13 protein-coding genes and 1 tRNA gene are annotated in these 19687 nt (G+C 47.9%); 7 read left to right on the top strand and 7 right to left on the bottom strand.

Features of this window, described 5'->3' with window-relative positions; genetic code table 11:
* The first annotated feature begins 607 nt into the window (after positions 1-607).
* A complete protein-coding gene (gene rcsC, locus BM191_RS09380) occupies positions 608-3469 on the top strand; it encodes a two-component system sensor histidine kinase RcsC (protein ID WP_092877473.1) in 2862 nt (953 codons plus the stop codon).
* A gap of 58 nt (positions 3470-3527) precedes the next feature.
* Here the strand turns inward: rcsC and rcsB are convergent, their stop codons facing one another.
* A complete protein-coding gene (gene rcsB, locus BM191_RS09385; RefSeq protein WP_092877475.1) occupies positions 3528-4178 on the bottom strand; it encodes a response regulator transcription factor RcsB in 651 nt (216 codons plus the stop codon).
* 1 nt (position 4179) lies between these two features.
* A complete protein-coding gene (gene rcsD, locus BM191_RS09390) occupies positions 4180-6840 on the bottom strand; it encodes a phosphotransferase RcsD (protein ID WP_092877478.1) in 2661 nt (886 codons plus the stop codon).
* 973 nt (positions 6841-7813) lie between these two features.
* Between rcsD and ompC the strand changes: the two genes are divergently transcribed.
* The 3 genes from ompC (at position 7814) to alkB (ending at position 11373) form a co-directional block, all read left to right on the top strand.
* The gene (gene ompC / locus BM191_RS09395; RefSeq protein WP_092877480.1) at positions 7814-8920 is read left to right on the top strand and encodes a porin OmpC; all 1107 of its coding nucleotides are present in this window, start codon (positions 7814-7816) and stop codon (positions 8918-8920) included.
* A 750-nt stretch (positions 8921-9670) separates the two neighbouring features.
* The gene (gene apbE, locus BM191_RS09405; RefSeq protein ID WP_092877484.1) at positions 9671-10729 is read left to right on the top strand and encodes an FAD:protein FMN transferase ApbE; all 1059 of its coding nucleotides are present in this window, start codon (positions 9671-9673) and stop codon (positions 10727-10729) included.
* A 2-nt stretch (positions 10730-10731) separates the two neighbouring features.
* Entirely contained in the window at positions 10732-11373 is a 642-nt protein-coding gene (alkB, locus tag BM191_RS09410) for a DNA oxidative demethylase AlkB (protein WP_092877651.1), read from the top strand.
* A 208-nt stretch (positions 11374-11581) separates the two neighbouring features.
* Here alkB and BM191_RS09415 read toward each other — a convergent pair.
* From BM191_RS09415 to BM191_RS09425, 3 genes are all read right to left on the bottom strand, one after another.
* Positions 11582-11658, bottom strand: a tRNA-Pro gene (locus tag BM191_RS09415).
* Between the two features lie 95 nt (positions 11659-11753).
* Complete coding sequence (gene yejM, locus BM191_RS09420) at positions 11754-13505, bottom strand: LPS biosynthesis-modulating metalloenzyme YejM (RefSeq protein ID WP_092877486.1); 1752 nt, start codon at positions 13503-13505, stop codon at positions 11754-11756.
* A gap of 20 nt (positions 13506-13525) precedes the next feature.
* A complete protein-coding gene (locus BM191_RS09425) occupies positions 13526-13753 on the bottom strand; it encodes a YejL family protein (RefSeq protein ID WP_092877488.1) in 228 nt (75 codons plus the stop codon).
* 184 nt (positions 13754-13937) lie between these two features.
* Here BM191_RS09425 and yejK point away from each other — a divergent pair, with 184 nt between their 5' ends.
* Entirely contained in the window at positions 13938-14942 is a 1005-nt protein-coding gene (yejK, locus tag BM191_RS09430; RefSeq protein WP_092877490.1) for a nucleoid-associated protein YejK, read from the top strand.
* 68 nt (positions 14943-15010) lie between these two features.
* On the opposite strand, the gene rplY is transcribed toward yejK, so the two are convergent.
* Entirely contained in the window at positions 15011-15295 is a 285-nt protein-coding gene (rplY, locus tag BM191_RS09435; RefSeq protein ID WP_092877653.1) for a 50S ribosomal protein L25, read from the bottom strand.
* Between the two features lie 120 nt (positions 15296-15415).
* Complete coding sequence (locus BM191_RS09440; protein ID WP_092877492.1) at positions 15416-17170, bottom strand: DEAD/DEAH box helicase; 1755 nt, start codon at positions 17168-17170, stop codon at positions 15416-15418.
* 310 nt (positions 17171-17480) lie between these two features.
* Between BM191_RS09440 and rsuA the strand changes: the two genes are divergently transcribed.
* Together rsuA and BM191_RS09450 are read left to right on the top strand one after the other, a co-directional pair.
* Positions 17481-18191 (top strand): 16S rRNA pseudouridine(516) synthase RsuA, encoded by a 711-nt coding sequence (gene rsuA / locus BM191_RS09445; protein ID WP_092877494.1) that lies wholly within the window; start codon positions 17481-17483, stop codon positions 18189-18191.
* Between the two features lie 33 nt (positions 18192-18224).
* Complete coding sequence (locus tag BM191_RS09450) at positions 18225-19424, top strand: Bcr/CflA family multidrug efflux MFS transporter (RefSeq protein WP_092877496.1); 1200 nt, start codon at positions 18225-18227, stop codon at positions 19422-19424.
* Positions 19425-19687 lie beyond the last annotated feature (263 nt).

Raw genomic sequence — 19687 nt, forward strand, 5'->3', positions numbered from 1 at the left:
AGCCGTAAGGCTCTTTTTTTTTTGCCAGCAAAATCACAGCAACTTATACCCCTGTTGAATATCAATATATCCGGCAATCCTGTTAGATGCCGCTCTTGTAAGCCAGATTTGCGAGTGAAGTCGATCAGCAGCATTATCCTTTCGTCTGTGAGGCGTTTTACTGTTCTGTTGAAGACGACTGCGTTAGCGAAAATTTTAGACTCACGAATGCATTTACGCTGATCGTTATTTCTTCAGATAATTAAAGGTTTCAGCGTTCGGCCTGATATTTTTCCCTACCCCGGGTGGTGAGTGTTTGTGAATGATGGAGAATTATTAAGGCTGGATTTTAGCGCCCCCGTCGCGATAATTAAACGAGATAGTCTCCGGCATTGATAGCCGTGACAACGTACTATCTCTGAACAGGAGTGTAGTCATTCCTGTTACGCCGTGAGTCTGAAACAACAGGGGCGTACAATATCAATCTTAGCCGTTAATAATCTTAAGGACTCAGCATCTGTTTGCGTACATTTGCCGTCTGTGACTGGCTTTCTACAGGGGATAACGCTAGTGTATATCCAATTGATAACACCTGTCTTTCTGTCATGCATATTGCAGTGAGCACTCTTTGAAATATCTGGTTTCTTTTCGTACTACGCTTCGTATTTCCCGCTATTTGTTAAGGGGACTGGCGCTATTACTATGGCTATTGGGTGCACTGTTGACGGCGTTTTATATTATTAACGCCTTGCACAAGCGAGAAGCGGCAATTCGCCAGGAGTTTACGGTTAACTATGAGCAGCTGGCTGCATTTGTGCGCGACTCTGTCAATGTTACACGTCAGCTTAAATTTATTGCAGCGACGCGTCTGAACAGTTCTGCTAACGATCCGGGCACGGTCAACGGCACATTGTCATATAGGAATAACAACCTGCTGGCGTTCTATCCGCTGGACGCCAGAGCAGATTGCCATCTTATGGGTGGTGCATGGCATAACTCTCTGAATTCACTTAGCTATTTCCTGCGACACTGGAAATCCAATTTTACAACCTCATATGAATTAAACCGGGTTTTTTTTAGCAGTAGCGATAGTCGGTGCGTGGCAAACTTTAATGTCGGTAATATCGCCTTTGATCAGGATAAGACTTTCAAATCGCTGCAGGAGCATATTATTCGTTACCGTAACGGTAGCGATGGTGAGCGTAAGAACAGCATGGTATGGGTTTCGCCTGACGGTCAGGAGGGCGTTGGCTCTTTTTATATGATGACGTCGTTCTATCTGGCAAATAAGGTCTCGGCGCTGCTTGGTGTTGAGCAAAGTCTGCGTCTGGTAGATTTTATTATGCCAGGCAGTATGCCGGTGGTCGCCACGTTGGTGGATCAAAATAATCAACCGCTAATGAGCTCGTCTCGCTCAATTCCCGTTAACCAGAGTAATTTACCCGCAGACTACAGCTGGTTTGGCTATATTGACAGCTATGATCAACTGGTTTTAAAGCGAGTATTGCCACCATCTAATTTAAGTATTGTTTATTCCGTGCCGAGTTCGGTATTGGTTGAACAGCTTAGGATGATGGTGGTTAATGCAATCTTATTGAATGTTATTGATGCATTAATTCTGGTCACGCTCGCCTGGTTTTTTGAGCGGCGTATGTTTTTACCGGCTGAGGATAATGCCCATCGGCTTGAAGAGCATGAGCAATTTAATCGTAAAATTGTCGCCTCCGCGCCGGTTGGTATCTGTATTCTGCGTATCAGTGATGGTACTAATGTTCTCAGTAACGAGCTGGCGCATAACTATCTTAATATGCTGACTGAGCAGGATCGCCAGCGCCTGACGGAGATGATCAACGGTCAGCAGGTAAATTTTGTTGATGTACTGACCGGTAGTAATACCAATCTGCAAATAAGTTTTGTCCACACGCGTTATCGTAATGAAAATGTGGCGATTTGCGTGCTGGTCGATGTGAGCGCCCGCGTCCAAATGGAGCAGTCTCTACATGAAATGGCGCAGGCGGCAGAACAGGCCAGCCAGTCAAAGTCGATGTTTCTGGCAACCGTCAGTCATGAATTGCGTACGCCACTGTATGGCATTATTGGTAATCTTGACTTGTTGCAGACTAAATCGTTGCCCAAAGGCGTTGATACGCTGGTTACCGCGATGGACAACTCATCAAATCTGCTGTTGAAAATTATCAATGATATCCTGGACTTTTCTAAAATAGAGTCTGAACAGCTACGTATTGAACCGCGCGAGTTTTCGCCGGTTGAGATCCTGACGCATATAACTGCCAATTATCATTCGCTGATTGTAAAAAAGCATCTGGCTCTTTATGTATTTATTGAAAGCGATGTACCTGCCTCTATGAACGGTGATCCTATGCGTTTGCAGCAAGTCATTTCAAATCTGCTGAATAACGCCATTAAATTTACCCACATCGGTGGTATAACATTGCACGCATTTGTACGTGATGGCTACCTTGCTATTCGCGTGCGGGATACTGGTGTTGGCATACCGGCCCGCGAGGTGACGCGTCTGTTCGACCCTTTTTTCCAGGTGGGAACCGGCGTACAGCGTAACTTTCAGGGTACAGGTTTGGGGCTGGCCATCTGCGAAAAGCTGATTAACATGATGGATGGCGACATTGAAGTGGACTCAGAGCCGGGTATGGGCAGTCAGTTCATTGTGCGCATTCCGCTATATAATGGCAGCGTGGTGGCGCCGTCGCTGAGTGAGGCACTTGTGGGGCAGCGTTGTTGGCTTGTAATGCGTAACGATGCGTTGGCTGCGTATCTCACGCGTTTGCTTGATGCGTACGGTTTTGAAGTGCTACGTAGTGACGCTCCCAGCTGGAGTGCTAAAGATATTGTTATTACCGACTTTCTGCACGACGTCAAACCCGCGGCGCGAACCGGCATTATTGTTGACAGTCGTCATATTGATGCACCTTTTGAGCGCCTGCCGGGAAACTGGATTATAAGCACGGCAACGCCGCATGAGCTGCCAGCGCTGCTGGAAAAAATTTACTGTGTGGAGATTGATTCAAATGACGCAGAGGCCCAATTACCGGCGTTAGTACGTCCAGACTTAAACAATGACATTTTGATCTTGATAGTCGACGACCATCCGATTAACCGCATGCTGCTTTCCGAGCAGTTGTGTACCCTCGGATATCAGGTTAAAACAGCTCAGGACGGTATCGATGCGCTGAACGTTATCGGCCGCTCAGAAATCGATATCCTTCTCACCGACGTTAATATGCCTAACATGGACGGCTACCTCCTGACGCAGCGCCTGCGAGAAAGAGGGGTAAGTTTTCCTATTGTGGGTGTGACGGCCAACGCGTTGGCTGACGAAAAACTGCATTGTATTGAAGTGGGCATGGATATCTGCCTTTCTAAGCCGGTGACGCTTGATACGCTTCGTCAATCCTTAGCTTATTATGCAGGTCAGGTTCGCAAGGTGAGAGGGCGTAGGGATTCTTTGTGATAAATATCCGGCAATAAGCCGGGAAAGTTTCCCGGCTTATTGAGTTGAACCGCGTAGCTTAGTCGTTATCCGGCTGCGCAGAGTTCACGGAAGACAGATAGTTGAGCAGGGCAATATCATTATCAACACCCAGTTTCATCATCGCTGATTTTTTCTGGCTACTGATCGTTTTAACGCTGCGATTCAGCTTCTTCGCGATTTCTGTTACCAGAAAACCTTCCGCGAACAGACGTAAGACTTCGCTCTCTTTGGGCGATAAGCGTTTGTCGCCATTGCCACCGACGCTGATTTTTTCCAGCAGCTTGGCGACGCTGTCAGGTGTGTATTTTTTACCTTTTTGCAGCGCTGCCAGTGCTTTTGGCAGGTCGGCCGGTGCGCCCTGTTTTAAAACGATCCCCTCAATATCCAGGTCCAGAACCGCACTAAGTATCGCCGGGTTATTATTCATAGTAAGAACAATGATCGACAGGCCGGGATAGTGACGCTTAATGTACTTGATCAGGGTAATCCCATCGCCATATTTATCTCCCGGCATGGAAAGATCGGTGATAAGCACGTGAGCATCAAGCCTGGATAAGCTATTAATCAGTGCAGTGGAGTCTTCAAACTCACCGACTACATTGACCCACTCGATTTGCTCCAGTGACTTGCGGATACCGAACAGAACAATGGGATGGTCATCGGCGATAATTACGTTCATATTATTCATATTATGGATTACCCTGCTGCAGCAGTTCATTGACATACTGGTCAATTTGGCTGGTTGTATTTTCAATCTGTGGATTATTAAACACTTTGATGTACTGTTCTAAAGTTTCACAAAGCTGCCTGCCCGGCGTTAAATTTAACATGGCAAAAACACCTTTCAGGCGGTGTGCGGTCTGAGCAAGCGAACTGTAATCTTTTTCTGCCGCCTCATTATACAATCTCTTTACATCAACGGGTACCGTGTCAACAAATAGCTGAAAATATCCGCTGGCAATCAGCGGCGATCCTTCATCCTTCTCCATTACTTGATTGGCGCAGAGCTGTTGTTCAATCAATTGCAACAGCGCATCAAGCATTGCTCCGACAACATTGAAATTTACGCGGAACTGTCCATAACCAAGAGCAGTGAAGCCGGGTTCATCATTCGCCAGCAATAATGACCACGGCGACAGATTCGTCAGATCATCGGTGATCAGCACGTCGTGACTTTGGCTGGACAATCGCTCATTGGGAGTCAGGCAAATAGCGCCCCAGTTTTCCAGCTGGCGAATAACAATTTTACGAATATCCTCCACGGCTATTTCTATGAGTGCGGTAATGCCAGCCAGTAATTTATCTTCCTGCTCCTGTTTTTGCTGCGGCTCCAGGGGGGCTTGAAGCAGAATGTTATAACGTGTGCCAATTTCCGGGCGGGCGTGAATGTCCAGATTACCTCCCAGTTGTTTGCACAGCTGTTTGCAGAGAAAGAATGCCATCCCTGATGCTTCACCAAAACGGTCGGCACTGGTCTCGCTAAGAAAAGGGAAGTCAGCATTGTCTGTTTCATTAATTTTCAGCCCCGAGCCCGTATCAATAATCTGGATAGCCAATAGGTCTGGACGCTCAGGAGGGGATTTGATCCCCATGCTGATTTTACCGCAGGCGGTAGTGATAATGGCGTAGTGCAACAGCGTTGCCAACACTTTGTGGATGGCCTGAGCATCAGCAAAGCGCACCTCGTCGCTGGAAAGTTGGTTATCAACAATTAGCTGTAATCCTTTGCGGCTGATTGATGGCAGCATTTCCAGCGTTAAAGCGTCAAGAAGGCGTTGCAGGTTGAATGGGGCTGCGTATGGCGCCCAATCCTGAGTTTCAAGCCGATTAAGCAGCACTATGTCGTCAAGCAGACGACTCAGCGCCAGTGAGGACTCGATCGCTTCCGATAGCGTGTCTTCAGGATGTATGGGATCAATAGATCGCAATTTTTCAATGATCAGTCCCAATGGTTTTTGCAAAAAGTGAACATAGTTTCGCAGCAGTTGTTGGCGGGTCTGATGATTCTTATCCAGTATGTGCTGCGCTCGTTTCAATTTCTTATTGACCAGTAGTTCACGATCCTGGTTACGCATTAAAAATAACTGTGTTTTAGGGGCAGTCAGACTGTGTGCATGACGTATTTCATATACTTCGTTATTCACCGTGACTTGCAGTACGCCCTGGTGTTGATCCGACATGTTAATGATTTTTTGTAAATTCAGGTGCGGCAGCAGGTGTTCAGCGATTTTGTTGCTTATGATGGTCCGGTTAGAGGAGAAGTCATAAACGAGCAGCCCCATAGGTAGGCTGCTGGCGATTTCTACATTGAGTATGCGCAGTGCATCAAGTTCGGCGCTCTGGTTTTCACTTGGACGCAGCGACTGCTTACGTAGCAAAAACAAGCCGCCAAGGGAAAGTATCAGCAGGATAAAATCCGCCACTAGCGGCCAGAACAGGTTGCGTAATGTGTCTGCGATAAGACTACTGAGTGAGACCCGATAAATCAGTTGTAACGGCGTGCTGGGGAGCGATGCGGTAATTTCAACGTTAGGATTAGTGAACGCGATTCGGATAGTACTGGCAAACTCATCATTGCCGGCGTCACTACCCTCGTTAAGAGCTGTATCATCCTGTTTAAGCTGAAAGTTTTCCAGTGGCATATTCATTGGAATTAAGTCGTTGATAGGGAGATCAAAGGCTACCACGGTAGCAAGATGCCCAGGCTGGTTAAAGATGGTGCGCAGAGTAAAGTAATAATCGTTTTGCCATGAAAAGTGTCGCAACGGAGAAAAGCCTTCCCGTTCATCCAGCGCGGTGGCCTGCTGCTGCATTTCTGCGCGGCGAGCGTCTACCAAATTATTGATTGCACTTTCTTTATACCTTCCATCCATATCCTTTAGTGGCAAGGTAGAAATAAGGATCAGGCTGTTGTCCTGACCATTCAGATAATACATTGACCAGATACTGTTTTTCGCTCCCCACAGTGTATCAAGGTAATTTGACATCCGTTGCGTCATATTCAACGTATTGCTGTCATGTGAGCCAAAAATCAGGGCTTCTGTTTTCCGTCTTTTTTTTTCGAGATAGTAAATGTCGGGTCTCAGACGAATTTCCTGAAGGTCATCAGAAGTAGAATTAGCTGCGCTGGCGGTCTGGTTTTCATAAATTTCCCATGTCGCAAAACGATAGGTTTCAATGCGTTTTTGTATTGCACGCGCGATATCGGTCATAGCATAGCGTGTGGTTGTTAGCCAGGTGTTGACCATGCTATTCACCATAAAGCCTGATGCCATGAGCAACAACAGAATAACCAGCACGAAAAATCGTGTCACATTGCCTGAGGTGAATGAAAACTTGTAAAACAACATAGTGTCTCTACAGAGGCAAATTAGTCAGTAGTGAAGCGGATATCCGCAGCCAGAATCGAGAGCAACGTGCAAGTGCCGGCAATTCTTTTATCTTAGCGAACTCTTAACCTAAGCGCCCGCAATAGAACGGTTTTTCAGAATACCTGCATATCGGTAGCTTGTCATGGGTGAATTCATACCCCATTGGGTTGATGTATCTGGCCAGGATTGTTTTCTTATATAGCTGGGGCTTACTTATTACGTTAATGGAAAGGTAATGGATCTACTGAATAAGTTAGATTTTAAACCGGCTCGCAAAATTGCGCTGGCAGTATGATCCATGGCTGCAATCACATTAGAAGTTAATTTATCATTTATTGCTGATGAACTATCAGGCCTGCTAAAAGGAAAGTGAAAATTGCTCTGCCTGTAAAGAGGCTGGCGTTACAGTTGTAAGAACCAGGGTTTCTATCTGAATTTTAGCAATTTTCAACTCGTTAGTAAGGGAGGAAAAATAGTCGCTCAGGAGGCCGAAGTAAATTAACCGAGATTGACGTTTTTTTACAAACTGCGCAAAGTATAAAAAAAGCCGGGTGGTTAAGGCCCGGCAATTAGAAAGGTTAAAACAACTCATTCGGGGTGAATGAAGGTAATAATTAAAAAATGATGATAGCGGATTAACTGTATTACCTAACCCGTTCGTTGTTTTGCTTTTCAGTGCGCCATATTGTCATTTTTTGTAATTTATTGACTAGTAATATCTGCAAGGTAATGTTATTTAGATGTTTTTTATTTTTCATTGAAATGTGTTGCGCTAAAGTTCTGCTGGGTTTACATTTGGTAATAAATTTAACCCATTCTGAAACTAATTTGCAGATTTAGTAGCAATTGCGCGGTGGATTATTACTGTTCTGGCATTAACATGAATCCGCTGGTTGAATGTTGAATATTCATCTCGCAGTGGCAATTAAGGCACATAACTAGAGGGTAAAACATGAAAATCCGTATTCTGTCTCTGATGGTACCTGCGCTCATGTTAGCGGCAGGCGGCGCAAACGCAGCGGAAGTTTTCAATAAAGATGGAAACAAATTAGATATTTACGGTAAAGTTGACGGTTTACACTATTTCTCTAAAAATGATAGTTCAAACGGTGACAAATCCTATATGCGTTTCGGCCTGAAGGGTGAAACCCAGATCTCTGATCAGTTGACAGGCTATGGTCAGTGGGAATATCAGTACAATCTGAATAATTCTGAAGGCGGCGATTCTAACAGCGGCAATGCGACCCGTCTTGGTTTTGCCGGTCTGCGCTTTGGTAACGCCGGTTCATTCGACTATGGTCGTAACTATGGCATTATCTACGACGTCGCTGGCTGGACTGACGTTCTTCCTGAGTTTGGTGGCGATACTTATGGCACAGACCAGTTTATGTTCTCACGTGGTAACGGTATGGCGACATATCGTAACAACAACTTCTTCGGCTTGGTTGATGGCTTGAACTTTGCTGTTCAGTATCAGGGCAAAAACGATAGCCAGTCTGGTGAAAATGGCCGTAGCGTACTGAACTCAAACGGTGACGGTTGGGGTCTGAGCACGACTTACGATCTCGGTGCTGGTGTTAGCCTCGGTGCTGCTATGTTCCAGTCTGATCGCACTAATGCTCAAAATGCACCGGGCGTTCTGGGCCACGGCAGTAAAGCTGAAGCCTATACCGGCGGCCTGAAATACGATGCTAACAATATTTATCTGGCAGCGCAGTACACCCGCTCCAATAAGGCGACGCGTTTTGGTGATACTGATAATACTGTTTATGGTTATGCTAACACTGCAGATAACTGGGAACTGGTTGCTCAGTATCAGTTCGACTTTGGTCTTCGCCCATCCCTGGCCTTCCTTTCTTCACGCGGTCATGACATCCAGGGCTACGGTAGCCAGAATCTGAAAAAATATGTTGATGTCGGTACTACATATTTCTTCAACAAAAACATGTCTACCTATGTTGATTATCAAATTAACTTGCTGAAAGATAATGATTTTACCCGCGGCGCCGGTATCAATACCGACAACGTTGTTGCGTTAGGTCTGGTTTATCAGTTCTAAGATTTTATGGTGTAGCCTGTAGTACGCGGGTATTCATATCCAGAGAGCCTGATGCAGGCTCTCTGCTGATTATCCCTGATTTTTCCCGGTCTGTATTTTTACGATCGACACTCCACCTGGCTTACAACCTGTATCTGGCAACCTTGCTACTAATCGGCTTATACAGACTTGCCTGCGGTCGAAAAGCACTGTTATGCCTACTACTACTCCAGCTTATTTCACCAGCGCTACGCAAAAGCGCCCGGATTGAAGACTCAGATCCCGGGTTTAGACTTTGGCATCAGGCAATTATTGCCGATTATCTGTGGTTGGATAGCGATAGCATCAGGTATCGAATTTATGCTAACGAACGCTGGCGTTTGAATAACAGTGGGCGGATAACTGAGCGCTATGTCATCATCAACGTTGTTTATCAGCCAAGAACAGCCATTTTTCATTAGCCGCCAGAGCACTATTCCGATGAGTAGTCAGGCTTGTTCGCGCTCAATTTATAAGTAGCGATCTATCCTGCACGCCCCGCGGGTTAAGCTGATGAACGCAACAGGTGATTATAATGCAATTCGTTATAACAAGAAGGGGATTGATGCGTTGGCGTGAAGTTCGCCGTGGGTGTTGAGGCTATTCTCTGTTACTTGCATGCTGATTAATAAGATAGTTAGCTGAGTGTGCTTTATTCAACGTGAAATTTCCTATAGTGTCTTTCTTAACAAAGAGATACTTTAATTTAATCATCAGGATTAACCTGGCAGTATGAAGAAGAAAGTAGCTTATTTAATCGGTTTTTGGTTGTTTTTTTCACTTTTTGGCTGTGACGATAGTCATCAGCCACAGCAAAAAACCGGGCTGGTTTTACAAGGGAAAACTATGGGGACGGTCTGGCGGGTTAGTCTGTCGGATGTCGATAATCAGCGTAAAGCTGCTTTACGGCAGATGATCCAGCGTCAGTTGGATGCAGATGATCAAGTGCTTTCCACCTGGAAGCCTGATTCAGTATTATCTCGCTTCAATCAGTATCAGGGGACTTCTGAGCAGCCGGTCAGTGATGATATGGCTGATATTATGACTACTGCGTTGCGCATAGGTCGGAAAACGGCGGGAGCAATGGACATTACCGTTGGTCCGCTGGTCAATCTTTGGGGATTTGGGCCATCAAAACAGCCGCTTCATACGCCCAGTCAGACGCAGATTGATGCTGCCCGCGCCCGTACCGGTTTGCAGCATCTACAGGTTATCGAACGGGCCGATGGCGCATTCATTCAAAAGGATTTACCGGCGCTGTATGTTGACCTCTCCACCATCGGTGAGGGTTATGCGACTGACCATCTTGCGCGACTGATGGAACAAGAGGGCATAACTAACTATTTGGTTTCAGTGGGTGGAGCGGTATTATCTCGCGGCCAGAATGCCCAGGGCCGACCCTGGCGTGTTGCGATTCAAAAGCCCACCGATCAACAAAATTCGGTCGAAGCTATTGTCGACCTACAAGGGCATGGTATCAGCACATCCGGAAGCTATCGCAACTATTATGAACTGGATGGTAAACGTATTTCGCATATTATCGATCCGGTTACCGGGCGTCCGATACAGCATCGGCTGGTATCTGCGACGGTTATTGCCACCAGTGCCACTGAAGCTGACGGCTGGGATACTGGTTTGATGGTTCTCGGCGAGCAGCGTGCGCAGGCGCTGGCGTTGCGTGAAAGGCTGGCGGTATTTCTGATAATGAAAACGGATAAGGGCTTCACCACCTGGATGTCACCACAATTTAAATCGTTTCTGCGTCAGCAGTATGATAATGATAGAGGCTGATGATGCTCGATTTATTTAGCGGGGAAGCACCCTGGTCAGAGACGTTAGCTGACGGCGCACAGGTACAGCGAAGACGTGCGCTGGCTGTGGCCGATGAACTTCTCGCTAATATCGACGCCATTGCGAAGCTCAATCCGTTTTATCATCGTATCACGCCTGGTGGTCATCGTATGTCGGTGGCAATGACAAACTGCGGTGATTTTGGCTGGGCAACTCATGCCAGAGGTTATCATTACAGTCGCCAGGACCAGAATAGTGCTCAGAATTGGCCAGCAATGCCAGCGCTCTTTTACTCGCTGGCGGTGGCCGCAGCGGAAGAAGCGGGCTTCACCGGCTTTAATCCGGACGCCTGTCTGATTAATCGCTATGAGCCAGGAGCCAGAATGACGCTGCACCAGGATAAAGATGAGAAAGATCTGCGTCAGCCTGTCGTTTCGATTTCTCTTGGTTTACCTGCAATATTTCAGTTCGGCGGCTTTGAACGAGACGCCGCAACACAGCGTATTCTACTTGAGCATGGCGACATAGTGGTCTGGGGCGGGTCGTCGCGTCTGCGTTATCATGGCGTCTTACCGCTAAAGGCGGATATTCATCCCCAGTGCGGTGCTTTTCGCTATAACCTGACCTTTCGTCGGGCTTTTTAACGTTCAGAAAATAGCCTCACTGAGTGGATGTAACGGCCTGGTATCGTGCCACGGCGACAGCCGTTGAGACGTGGCTTATCTGCATAAAGCGGTGGATTGTCGGGTATTGGAACCGCAGTTAACAAGACAATGAATGGTAGTGGTTCCAACGTACTGAATTTATGCAAAACAACAAGCAGCCGTAAAGGCTGCTTTTAAAGGGGAAATTTGGTCGGCACGAGAGGATTTGAACCTCCGACCCCTGACACCCCATGACAGTGCGCTACCAGGCTGCGCTACGTGCCGAACGAGGAGGCCTATAGTACTGATTTCAGTTCTGATTGCAAGAGCTAACGCGTTGACTGCTCTGTATTTATACAGAATTAAGGTCACAAGTCAGATTAATCGGCAATAAAACGTTTTTCATCTGTCAGCACCTGTAATAACAGTGCAATCTGAAGCTTGTGATTTTTTAGTTTATTTCCCTGATTATCCCAGACGTCATAGCTACCGTTATTATTCAGAGCAATGGTGATCTGCGGTGTGGTGATCATCAGGTGGCGACCCTCGCTACTTGTAACCCAGTTGTGATTACGCTGAGCAGCAAACAGATCTTCGCCCTGGGAATAATCGGCTGGGTTGAGTGAGACGTGCAGCAAACGCTGCATTAACGTCATCATGATATCCTGATGCTCAGTCAGACGGGAAACCGTCTGTGCCGGAGTATGGGGCCAGTGTATAACCAGCGGGACCTTAAGCAGAGCACGATTTCCCGGATTATTCTCACCCTGCATGGCAATGCCGTGACGGCCAGTTATCACCACGACAGTATTATCGAGCAGTTGCTTTTGTTGCAACGTATTCAGAATCTGCTGGATCTGATTATCTACACCGCCAATAGCGTCCGAATAATGGGTTATTGCCGCGCTCTCGCTGCCGCTGTCATCGCCGGTTGCATCAAACGCCACGTAGGAGAACCAGGGTGCACTGTCGGGTTTAAGTCCATTGAGCCAGTGCTGCCACTGCGTTGTCGTTGCGCTATTGCTCTGGCTGGTTGCCGTCGGCAGGGTGAAGTCAGCCAGCAGCGCCTGACGATAAAGCGGTGAGGTAAAACCGTCGCTGTCGAACAAACCGAACTGATAGCCTTGATGATGCAGGGCTATCATCAGGGCAGATGGTGTACGGGACGCCAGGATGCTGTCCATATAGCTGGGCGAAATGCCATAGAACAAACCAAACAAACCGCTGTCACTATCACTGCCAGAACTGAAGTGCTGAGTGAATTGTATGTTTTGCTCGGCAAAACGACTGAGTTGTGGCATGTCTTTGCTGAAGCTGGCGGCGTTAATTCCGTCAACGGTGATGATCAGCAGGTTTTGCCGGGTGCCAGCATCCCGATAGGTCAGGTTGCTCAGGGGGTAATCTATCGAGGCCGCCTCTGGGTTACCCTGTTGAATCAACCGACGCTGAAACTCTTTGGCATCCAGCATCCCGTGGCGCTCCAGGAAACCACGTGCGGTCATCGGATAGGAGAGTGGCAGGTTGTAGCGTTGCATGGTAATCGGCCGATAAAAGTTAGCATCAGCCCAGATATACATGACATGGCTAGTCACAAATGCACAGATAAAAAGCATAGCGAGCGGTTTGCCAAAATGACGCCGATTCAGACTTCGCAGCTTTTGCCAGCTCCAGGTTGCGAACAGCATTTCCACCAGCAGTATGACCGGAACACCGATAAACATCAGCTGCCAGTCACGTGTCAGCTCACTTTGGTCAGGGTTGATCACCAGCTCCCAGACCACCGGATTCAGGTGGAGATGGAAACGGTTATAAACTGCGCTGTCGACCAGTAACAGCGTCAGGCCGGAGGTCGCCAATACAACCGACAGAAAGCGCATCAGCCGCTGTGACATGACAATAAACGTCAGCGGAAAAATAATGAGCAGATAAGCAGCAAAAACAATAAAACTGAAGTGTCCAATCCAGCTGGAGATAGCGTAAACGCGTCCGGCCAGTGAGGCTGGCCAGTCAGAAAGCACCAGGTAACGGCTACCTAAAATAAATGCGCAGATGATGTTGAAGAGGGCGAACCAATGCCCCCAGCTTATCATTTGCGAAATTTTATCCAGATAGCGCTGTCGGTTCGTTACCATGATTTTGATACCGTTGCCTTTTAGTGCGCTTTGTCTTCGCGGACGGAGGACTGGAGCGCCTCGGCGAAGGAGCGAGCCAGTGCTCTTCTCTGCGCTGGCGGTATATCGGTATTAATGAGGTTTGTCACCATATTCCCCAGAACCATCAGGGAAAGATCGGTTGGTGTCTGATTCTGTTCCAGAATCTGAACCAGTTCTGCGAGGATTTTCTCCACGCGTTCGTCGCTGTATCGGGATGATTGTGGCATAACGATAAATAATCAAGTGTTCGACTGAGTTAAGGGGAATTATCCTACAGTAAATTCACGATTTATTCTGCTCTTTTATCACAGTGGAGCGGTTAAGCCAGCAGAATAATGTCGTCACTTTATGTATTGATTGCCAGCCTGAGCTTTGATTGAATACCCCCTTATGGTCTTTGGAGAGTTTATCATGAGTCTGGACATCAACCAGATTGCCCTGCATCAGCTTGTTAAGCGTGATGAGCAGACGCTGGAGCTGATACTGCGCGATTCTTTGCTGCCTGCCACAGAGGCGGTGAGTCAAATGATGGAAGAGCTGCACCGGGTTTACAGTGCGAAAAATAAAGCTTACGGCCTGTTTAATGAGGATAGTGAGCTGGCAGACGCATTGCGACTTTGCCGCAAGGGTGAACATGATTTTCTGGCTTTCAGTCGCGCAGGCACTGCCAGACTACGTGACGAACTGAGTAAATACTCTTTCGCCGAGGGCGGCATCGTTCTGTATAGCCATTATCGCTATCTCGCGGTTGAATACCTGCTTGTTGGGGTGCTCAGCAGCCAGAGCAGTATGCGCGTTAATGAAGATCTCGATATCAGCTCGACCCATTATCTGGATATTAATCATGCAGATATCGTTGCTCGTATTGATCTTACCGAATGGGAAGCAAACCCGGAATCAACGCGCTACTTGACCTTTTTACGTGGTCGGGTAGGGCGTAAGGTTGCCGATTTCTTCATGGATTTTCTGGGTGCAAGGGTCGGACTGGATACTAAAGCGCAGAACCGTGGCCTGTTGCAGGCGGTTGATGATTATTGTTCTGATGCCAGTCTTGATAAACATGATCGCCAAAGTTACCGTCAGCAGGTATACAGCTACTGCAACGATCAGCTGCAGTCCGGTGCGGAGATTGCGCTTTCTGATCTCTCGCAGGAGCTTGAACCCTTGTGTGGAAAGAGTTTCGAAGAGTTTACCCATCAGCAGGGCTATGAGCTGGAGGAGCACTTTCCTGCCGATCGCAGCACTCTGCGTCAGTTGACAAAATATGCCGGTAGTGGGGGAGGGTTAACACTCAATTTTGACGCCATACTGCTTGGTGAGCGTGTTTTTTGGGATCCGATGACCGACACGCTGACGATCAAAGGAACGCCGCCTAACCTGCGCGATCAACTGCAGCGCGCCATCGGTAGTAAGTAAGCTGGCGTATGATACACGACAATAAAAAACGCCGCGATTGCGGCGTTTTTTACATGCTGCAGAGAGGCTTAAGCGCGAACGAAGTCGATGTGACTGACTTTTGGCTTAAACGGATGGCGCTGTACCGCCTGAATCTTAACCTTAGTCTCTTTTCCATCGATAACCAGAGTCAGAACTTCGTCATAAAATCCTGGCTTGGCTTGCATGTTCATAACGCTGTCATGATCAAGTTCGATGGAGACAGCTGCTTCTTTACCACCATAAACAATAGCGGGAAATTTGTTAGCTGCGCGCAGGCGGCGGCTCGCACCCTTACCCTGCTCTTTACGTAATTCTGCATTCAGTGTGAACATAATCATTCTCTTCAAATTAAATGCCCGCTGCAGGCGACCCAGCAACAGGTTGAGGTTCTGCTAATGCGTAAGCAAAAGCGCGGCGAATTATAGCGATGTTTAGTGTTCACAGCAACGTCATTAGCGTAATTCGTTGGCGCGTCGATAGCGGCCCTGATAATCGAATAGCTTCTCCCGCACCTGCCAGAGTTTTCCTCGTATCCGCGCAACAACGAAGTCCGGATGCCGTAAAAACGCCTGTAACGCCACGACATCGGTTGCATTTTTCCAGCCGAGTGGCACGCCGGGTGCTCGCTGATGCGGACGCATAAATAACCGTTCAAAAGCGCCGCGCTGTGCGGGCGTGTGCAAGCGAAAACGCTCGCTGACGCTGGACCCGTCTTCATCATAGTAAACAGCCTTCAGCCATTCTCCCTTTTCATCGAAGCCTGCGCTTAGCTGCATGCCACCGCAGCGTAAAACCCGTGCATCTTTCAATTTCAGCGCTGCTTTTAGCATATCGTCGGCATCCACAAGTAGGGTGTCGCAGCTATGGCAGCGGCGAGCAGCAATATCATTCTCTGCGCCGCAGTCGCCGCAAATTTTGAAGCGGAAGCGAAAGTCGCATTGCGAGCGATGGCCTGCGCCATCCGTCAATACGCCCTGGCAGCGGCGGCCAAAATGCTCGATTAGCATACCCTCAGCCGTGGTTTTCCCCCAAAAAGTGTTAGCAAAGCCACAGGCCGGGCAGAAGACCTGAACCGGATGGTTATCGCTGGCGCCTTTGGGCGAACCAATTTCCGGGATAAAAATGTCATGAGGATTGCCGGCGTAATCAAGAATCAGACAACTGCATTTATCAGGACTGAGACGCAGGCCCCGTCCGACTATTTGCTGGTATAGGCTGACGGACTCCGTCGGACGCAGTATGGCGATGGTATCAACATGCGGTGCATCAAAGCCCGTCGTTAATACCGCTACGTTAACCAAATAGCGAATGCGCCGCTGCTTGAAGTCGACAATGAGACGATCACGCTCTTTGGCCGGGGTGGCCGCGCTGATGAATGCTTTGCTTTGCGGCAGATAGCTGAGCACTTCTTTAGCATGTTCGACCGTTGCGGCAAAAATCATTACGGCTTGTCTTTTTGCACTAAAATCAACAATCTGCTGAATAATCTTTGGGGTGACACGCTGCTGTTTTTTTAATTCATTATTTAAATCGGCTTCGCTGAACAGACCATCAGGCCGGGCGACAAGTCGGCTGAAATCATACTGGACGATTGGCATGTCCAGCCTCTCCGGTGGTACCAGAAAGCCGTTTTTTATCATGTAACGCAGTGGTAATTCATAGATGCAATCGCGAAACAGAGTGCGATGATCGCCTTTGATCATCCCGTGATAATGATACTGATAAATCCAGCCCTGACCGAGTCGATAAGGTGTTGCCGTCAGTCCAAGCAGGCGCAGTTCAGGGTTTCGACTGCGCAGATGATTAATAATTAGTTGATACTGGCTCTGTTCATCGTTGCCGATTCGGTGGCATTCATCAATGATGAGCAGTGAGAAGGCGCGGTCGAAGCGCGGGAGATTTCGCGCGACGGACTGAACGCTGGCGAAAACTACGTTGCCATCACTCTCTTTTTTGGCCAGTCCGGCGGCGAAAATATCTGCCTCCAGTCCCCAGGCACAATATTTAGCATGATTTTGCTCGACCAGCTCTTTGACGTGGGCCAGTACCAGAACATGACCGCGAGCCAGACGAGCGAGACCGGCAATCACCAGACTTTTTCCTGCACCGGTAGGGAGTACGATCAGCGCTGGCTCTTTACTATGGCGAAAATAGCGAAGCGTCGCGTCTATCGCTTCTTGCTGATAAGGGCGTAGCGTAAAAGACATAACAACCGTTGATGGCCGTGGCAAAACAGAATTATGCCATGAATTGAAGGCATAATGGCTATCTTCTCTGTGACTGGAGGAGAAGAGGAGTTATACTAAAACGCAACTGGCAGTCTGTTTTGTATAGCAGGCTGTTTCAGGGGCGTGCTGGTGTCATCAGGGCTATCGCCGCCACGGCGCCGGGAAATAAGTTATTTACGTTCTATTTATATTTTAAACAGATCATTTTTGGCCCCATTCAGTATGTTGCGCGACCGCGCTATCGTCTTAAAACACCGCCACTCACTTAAAAAAGGCAGTACAAAATTTAATGCGACTTGATAAGTTCTTATCTCAGCAGCTGGAGATCAGCCGTGCGATTGCCGGACGTGAACTACGCGCCCGGCGGGTAACCGTTGATGGCGAAACTGTACGTGACGGCGCGTTTAAACTGCATCCTGAGCATCAGGTTGAATATGATGGTAACCTGCTACAACAGCAGGTAGGCCCGCGTTATTTTATGCTAAATAAGCCGCAAGGATATGTTTGCTCAACGGAAGACACCGACCATCCAACGGTCCTCTTTTTTTTACAGGAGCCAGCTGTCGGAAAGCTTCATTCTGCTGGCCGCTTGGACATTGACACCACGGGTTTGGTTCTGATGACCGACGACGGGCAGTGGTCTCATCGCATAACTTCCCCACGTTATCATTGTGATAAAACTTATCTGGTCACGCTTAAATCACTGCTTATTGGTGATGAAGTGGCTAAGTTTTTTTCGGGAATTCAGCTGCATGGTGAAAAGCACCAGACTAAACCTGCCCGATTGGAAGTGCTGTCAGAACGGCAAGTCAGACTGACTATCAGTGAAGGCCGCTATCACCAGGTCAAAAGAATGTTTGCTGCGGTGGGTAACCACGTTGAAGCCCTGCATCGCGAGCGTATAGGCGGCATTGTTCTCGATGAAACGCTGGCGCCTGGTGAATATCGCAAGCTGAGTGAGGAAGAGATTGCCAGCGTTGGACTGGCCCGCGAAGCCTGAATAAACATCATTAATATCAGGGGTACTCTGGCTGTGGGTAAGGAAAAAAATTCATCATTGGGACTGGTGACCATCTGTGGTCTGCTGGCTATGTTGATGCCGCTTTCTATTGATATGTATTTACCGGCGCTGCCACAGATAGCCGCCCAGTTTGGCGTAGAACCGGGCAGCGTTCAGATGACCCTCAATGCGTATATTTTGGGGTTCGCTCTCGGCCAGCTGTTTTACGGGCCGTTGGCCGATAGCTACGGACGTAAGCCAGTTATTGCCATTGGCACGCTAATCTTTGCGCTGGCAGCGGCGGCTTGTGCGCTTTCTCAATCTATTGACACACTCATTAATATGCGTTTTTTGCACGGATTGTCAGCGGCGGCAGGCAGCGTGGTTATTAGCGCTTTGATGCGTGACAGCTACTCACGAGAGGAGTTTTCACGCATGATGTCTTTTGTCATGCTGGTGACAACCGTTGCACCATTGCTGGCACCGATAATCGGCGGCTGGATGTTGATTCTGTGGAGCTGGCACGCTATTTTCTGGACTATTTCTGCTGCGGCAATTGTTACCACGTTGCTGGTAGTGACTCAGATTAAAGAAACCCTGCCAAAAGAAAAACGTCAGAGGCTGCATTTACGCACAACGCTTGGCAATTTTCTCTCGCTTTTACGTCATAAGCGGGTTTTTAGTTATATGTTGGCAAGCGGCTTTTCCTTCGCCGGATTGTTCTCGTTTCTGAATGCCGGACCTTTTGTTTATATTGAACTTAACCATATTTCGCCACAACACTTCGGCTACTATTTTGCTCTGAACATAATATTCCTGTTCCTGATGACGCTAATAAACAGCCGCTTTGTCAGACGTTTCGGGCCGCTAACCCTGTTCAGGTTTGGTCTCATCATTCAGTTTATAATGGCGCTGTGGATGATAATAGTTAGCGCTCTTGGGCTCGGATTTTTACCGCTGGTATTTGGCGTGGCGATGTTTATTGGCTGCGTGGCAATGGTGTCATCCAATGCAATGGCCGTTATTCTTGAAGAGTTCCCTCACATGGCCGGAACGGCGTCTTCGCTTGCGGGCACGCTACGTTTTGGCGTGGGGGCACTAGCCGGAGCACTGCTATCTTCGTTCTCATTTATCAGTGTGTGGCCGATGGTAAGCGTGATCTTTGTTTGCGCCAGCGCGTCATTGTTGCTTTTCTTCTATGCTTCACACCCGTCTAAAAATCACGCGAGCTAAACGAGCTGATGAAGGACGAATACGGATCATTATTCTCTGCCAGTAATTGTTTTATTATCATTAATTTGCTTCGGCAATAGAGTTCAACCAGTATTGAGGTTAAGCCTGAATAAAGCTGTACGGCTTCTTAAGGGGTTAAATATTACGGAGCTATCGCTGAGAGTATACCCCAGCTTATCGTCGCCTTCAGGACGATGCTGGCAGGCAGGCGTTTCTTTTCAATGCTTCCGGAGATAAAAAATGCTGCCGATGGCAGCATTTCT

Source organism: Izhakiella capsodis, from assembly GCF_900115045.1.
In the GTDB taxonomy this organism is placed as follows: Bacteria; Pseudomonadota; Gammaproteobacteria; order Enterobacterales; family Enterobacteriaceae; genus Izhakiella; species Izhakiella capsodis.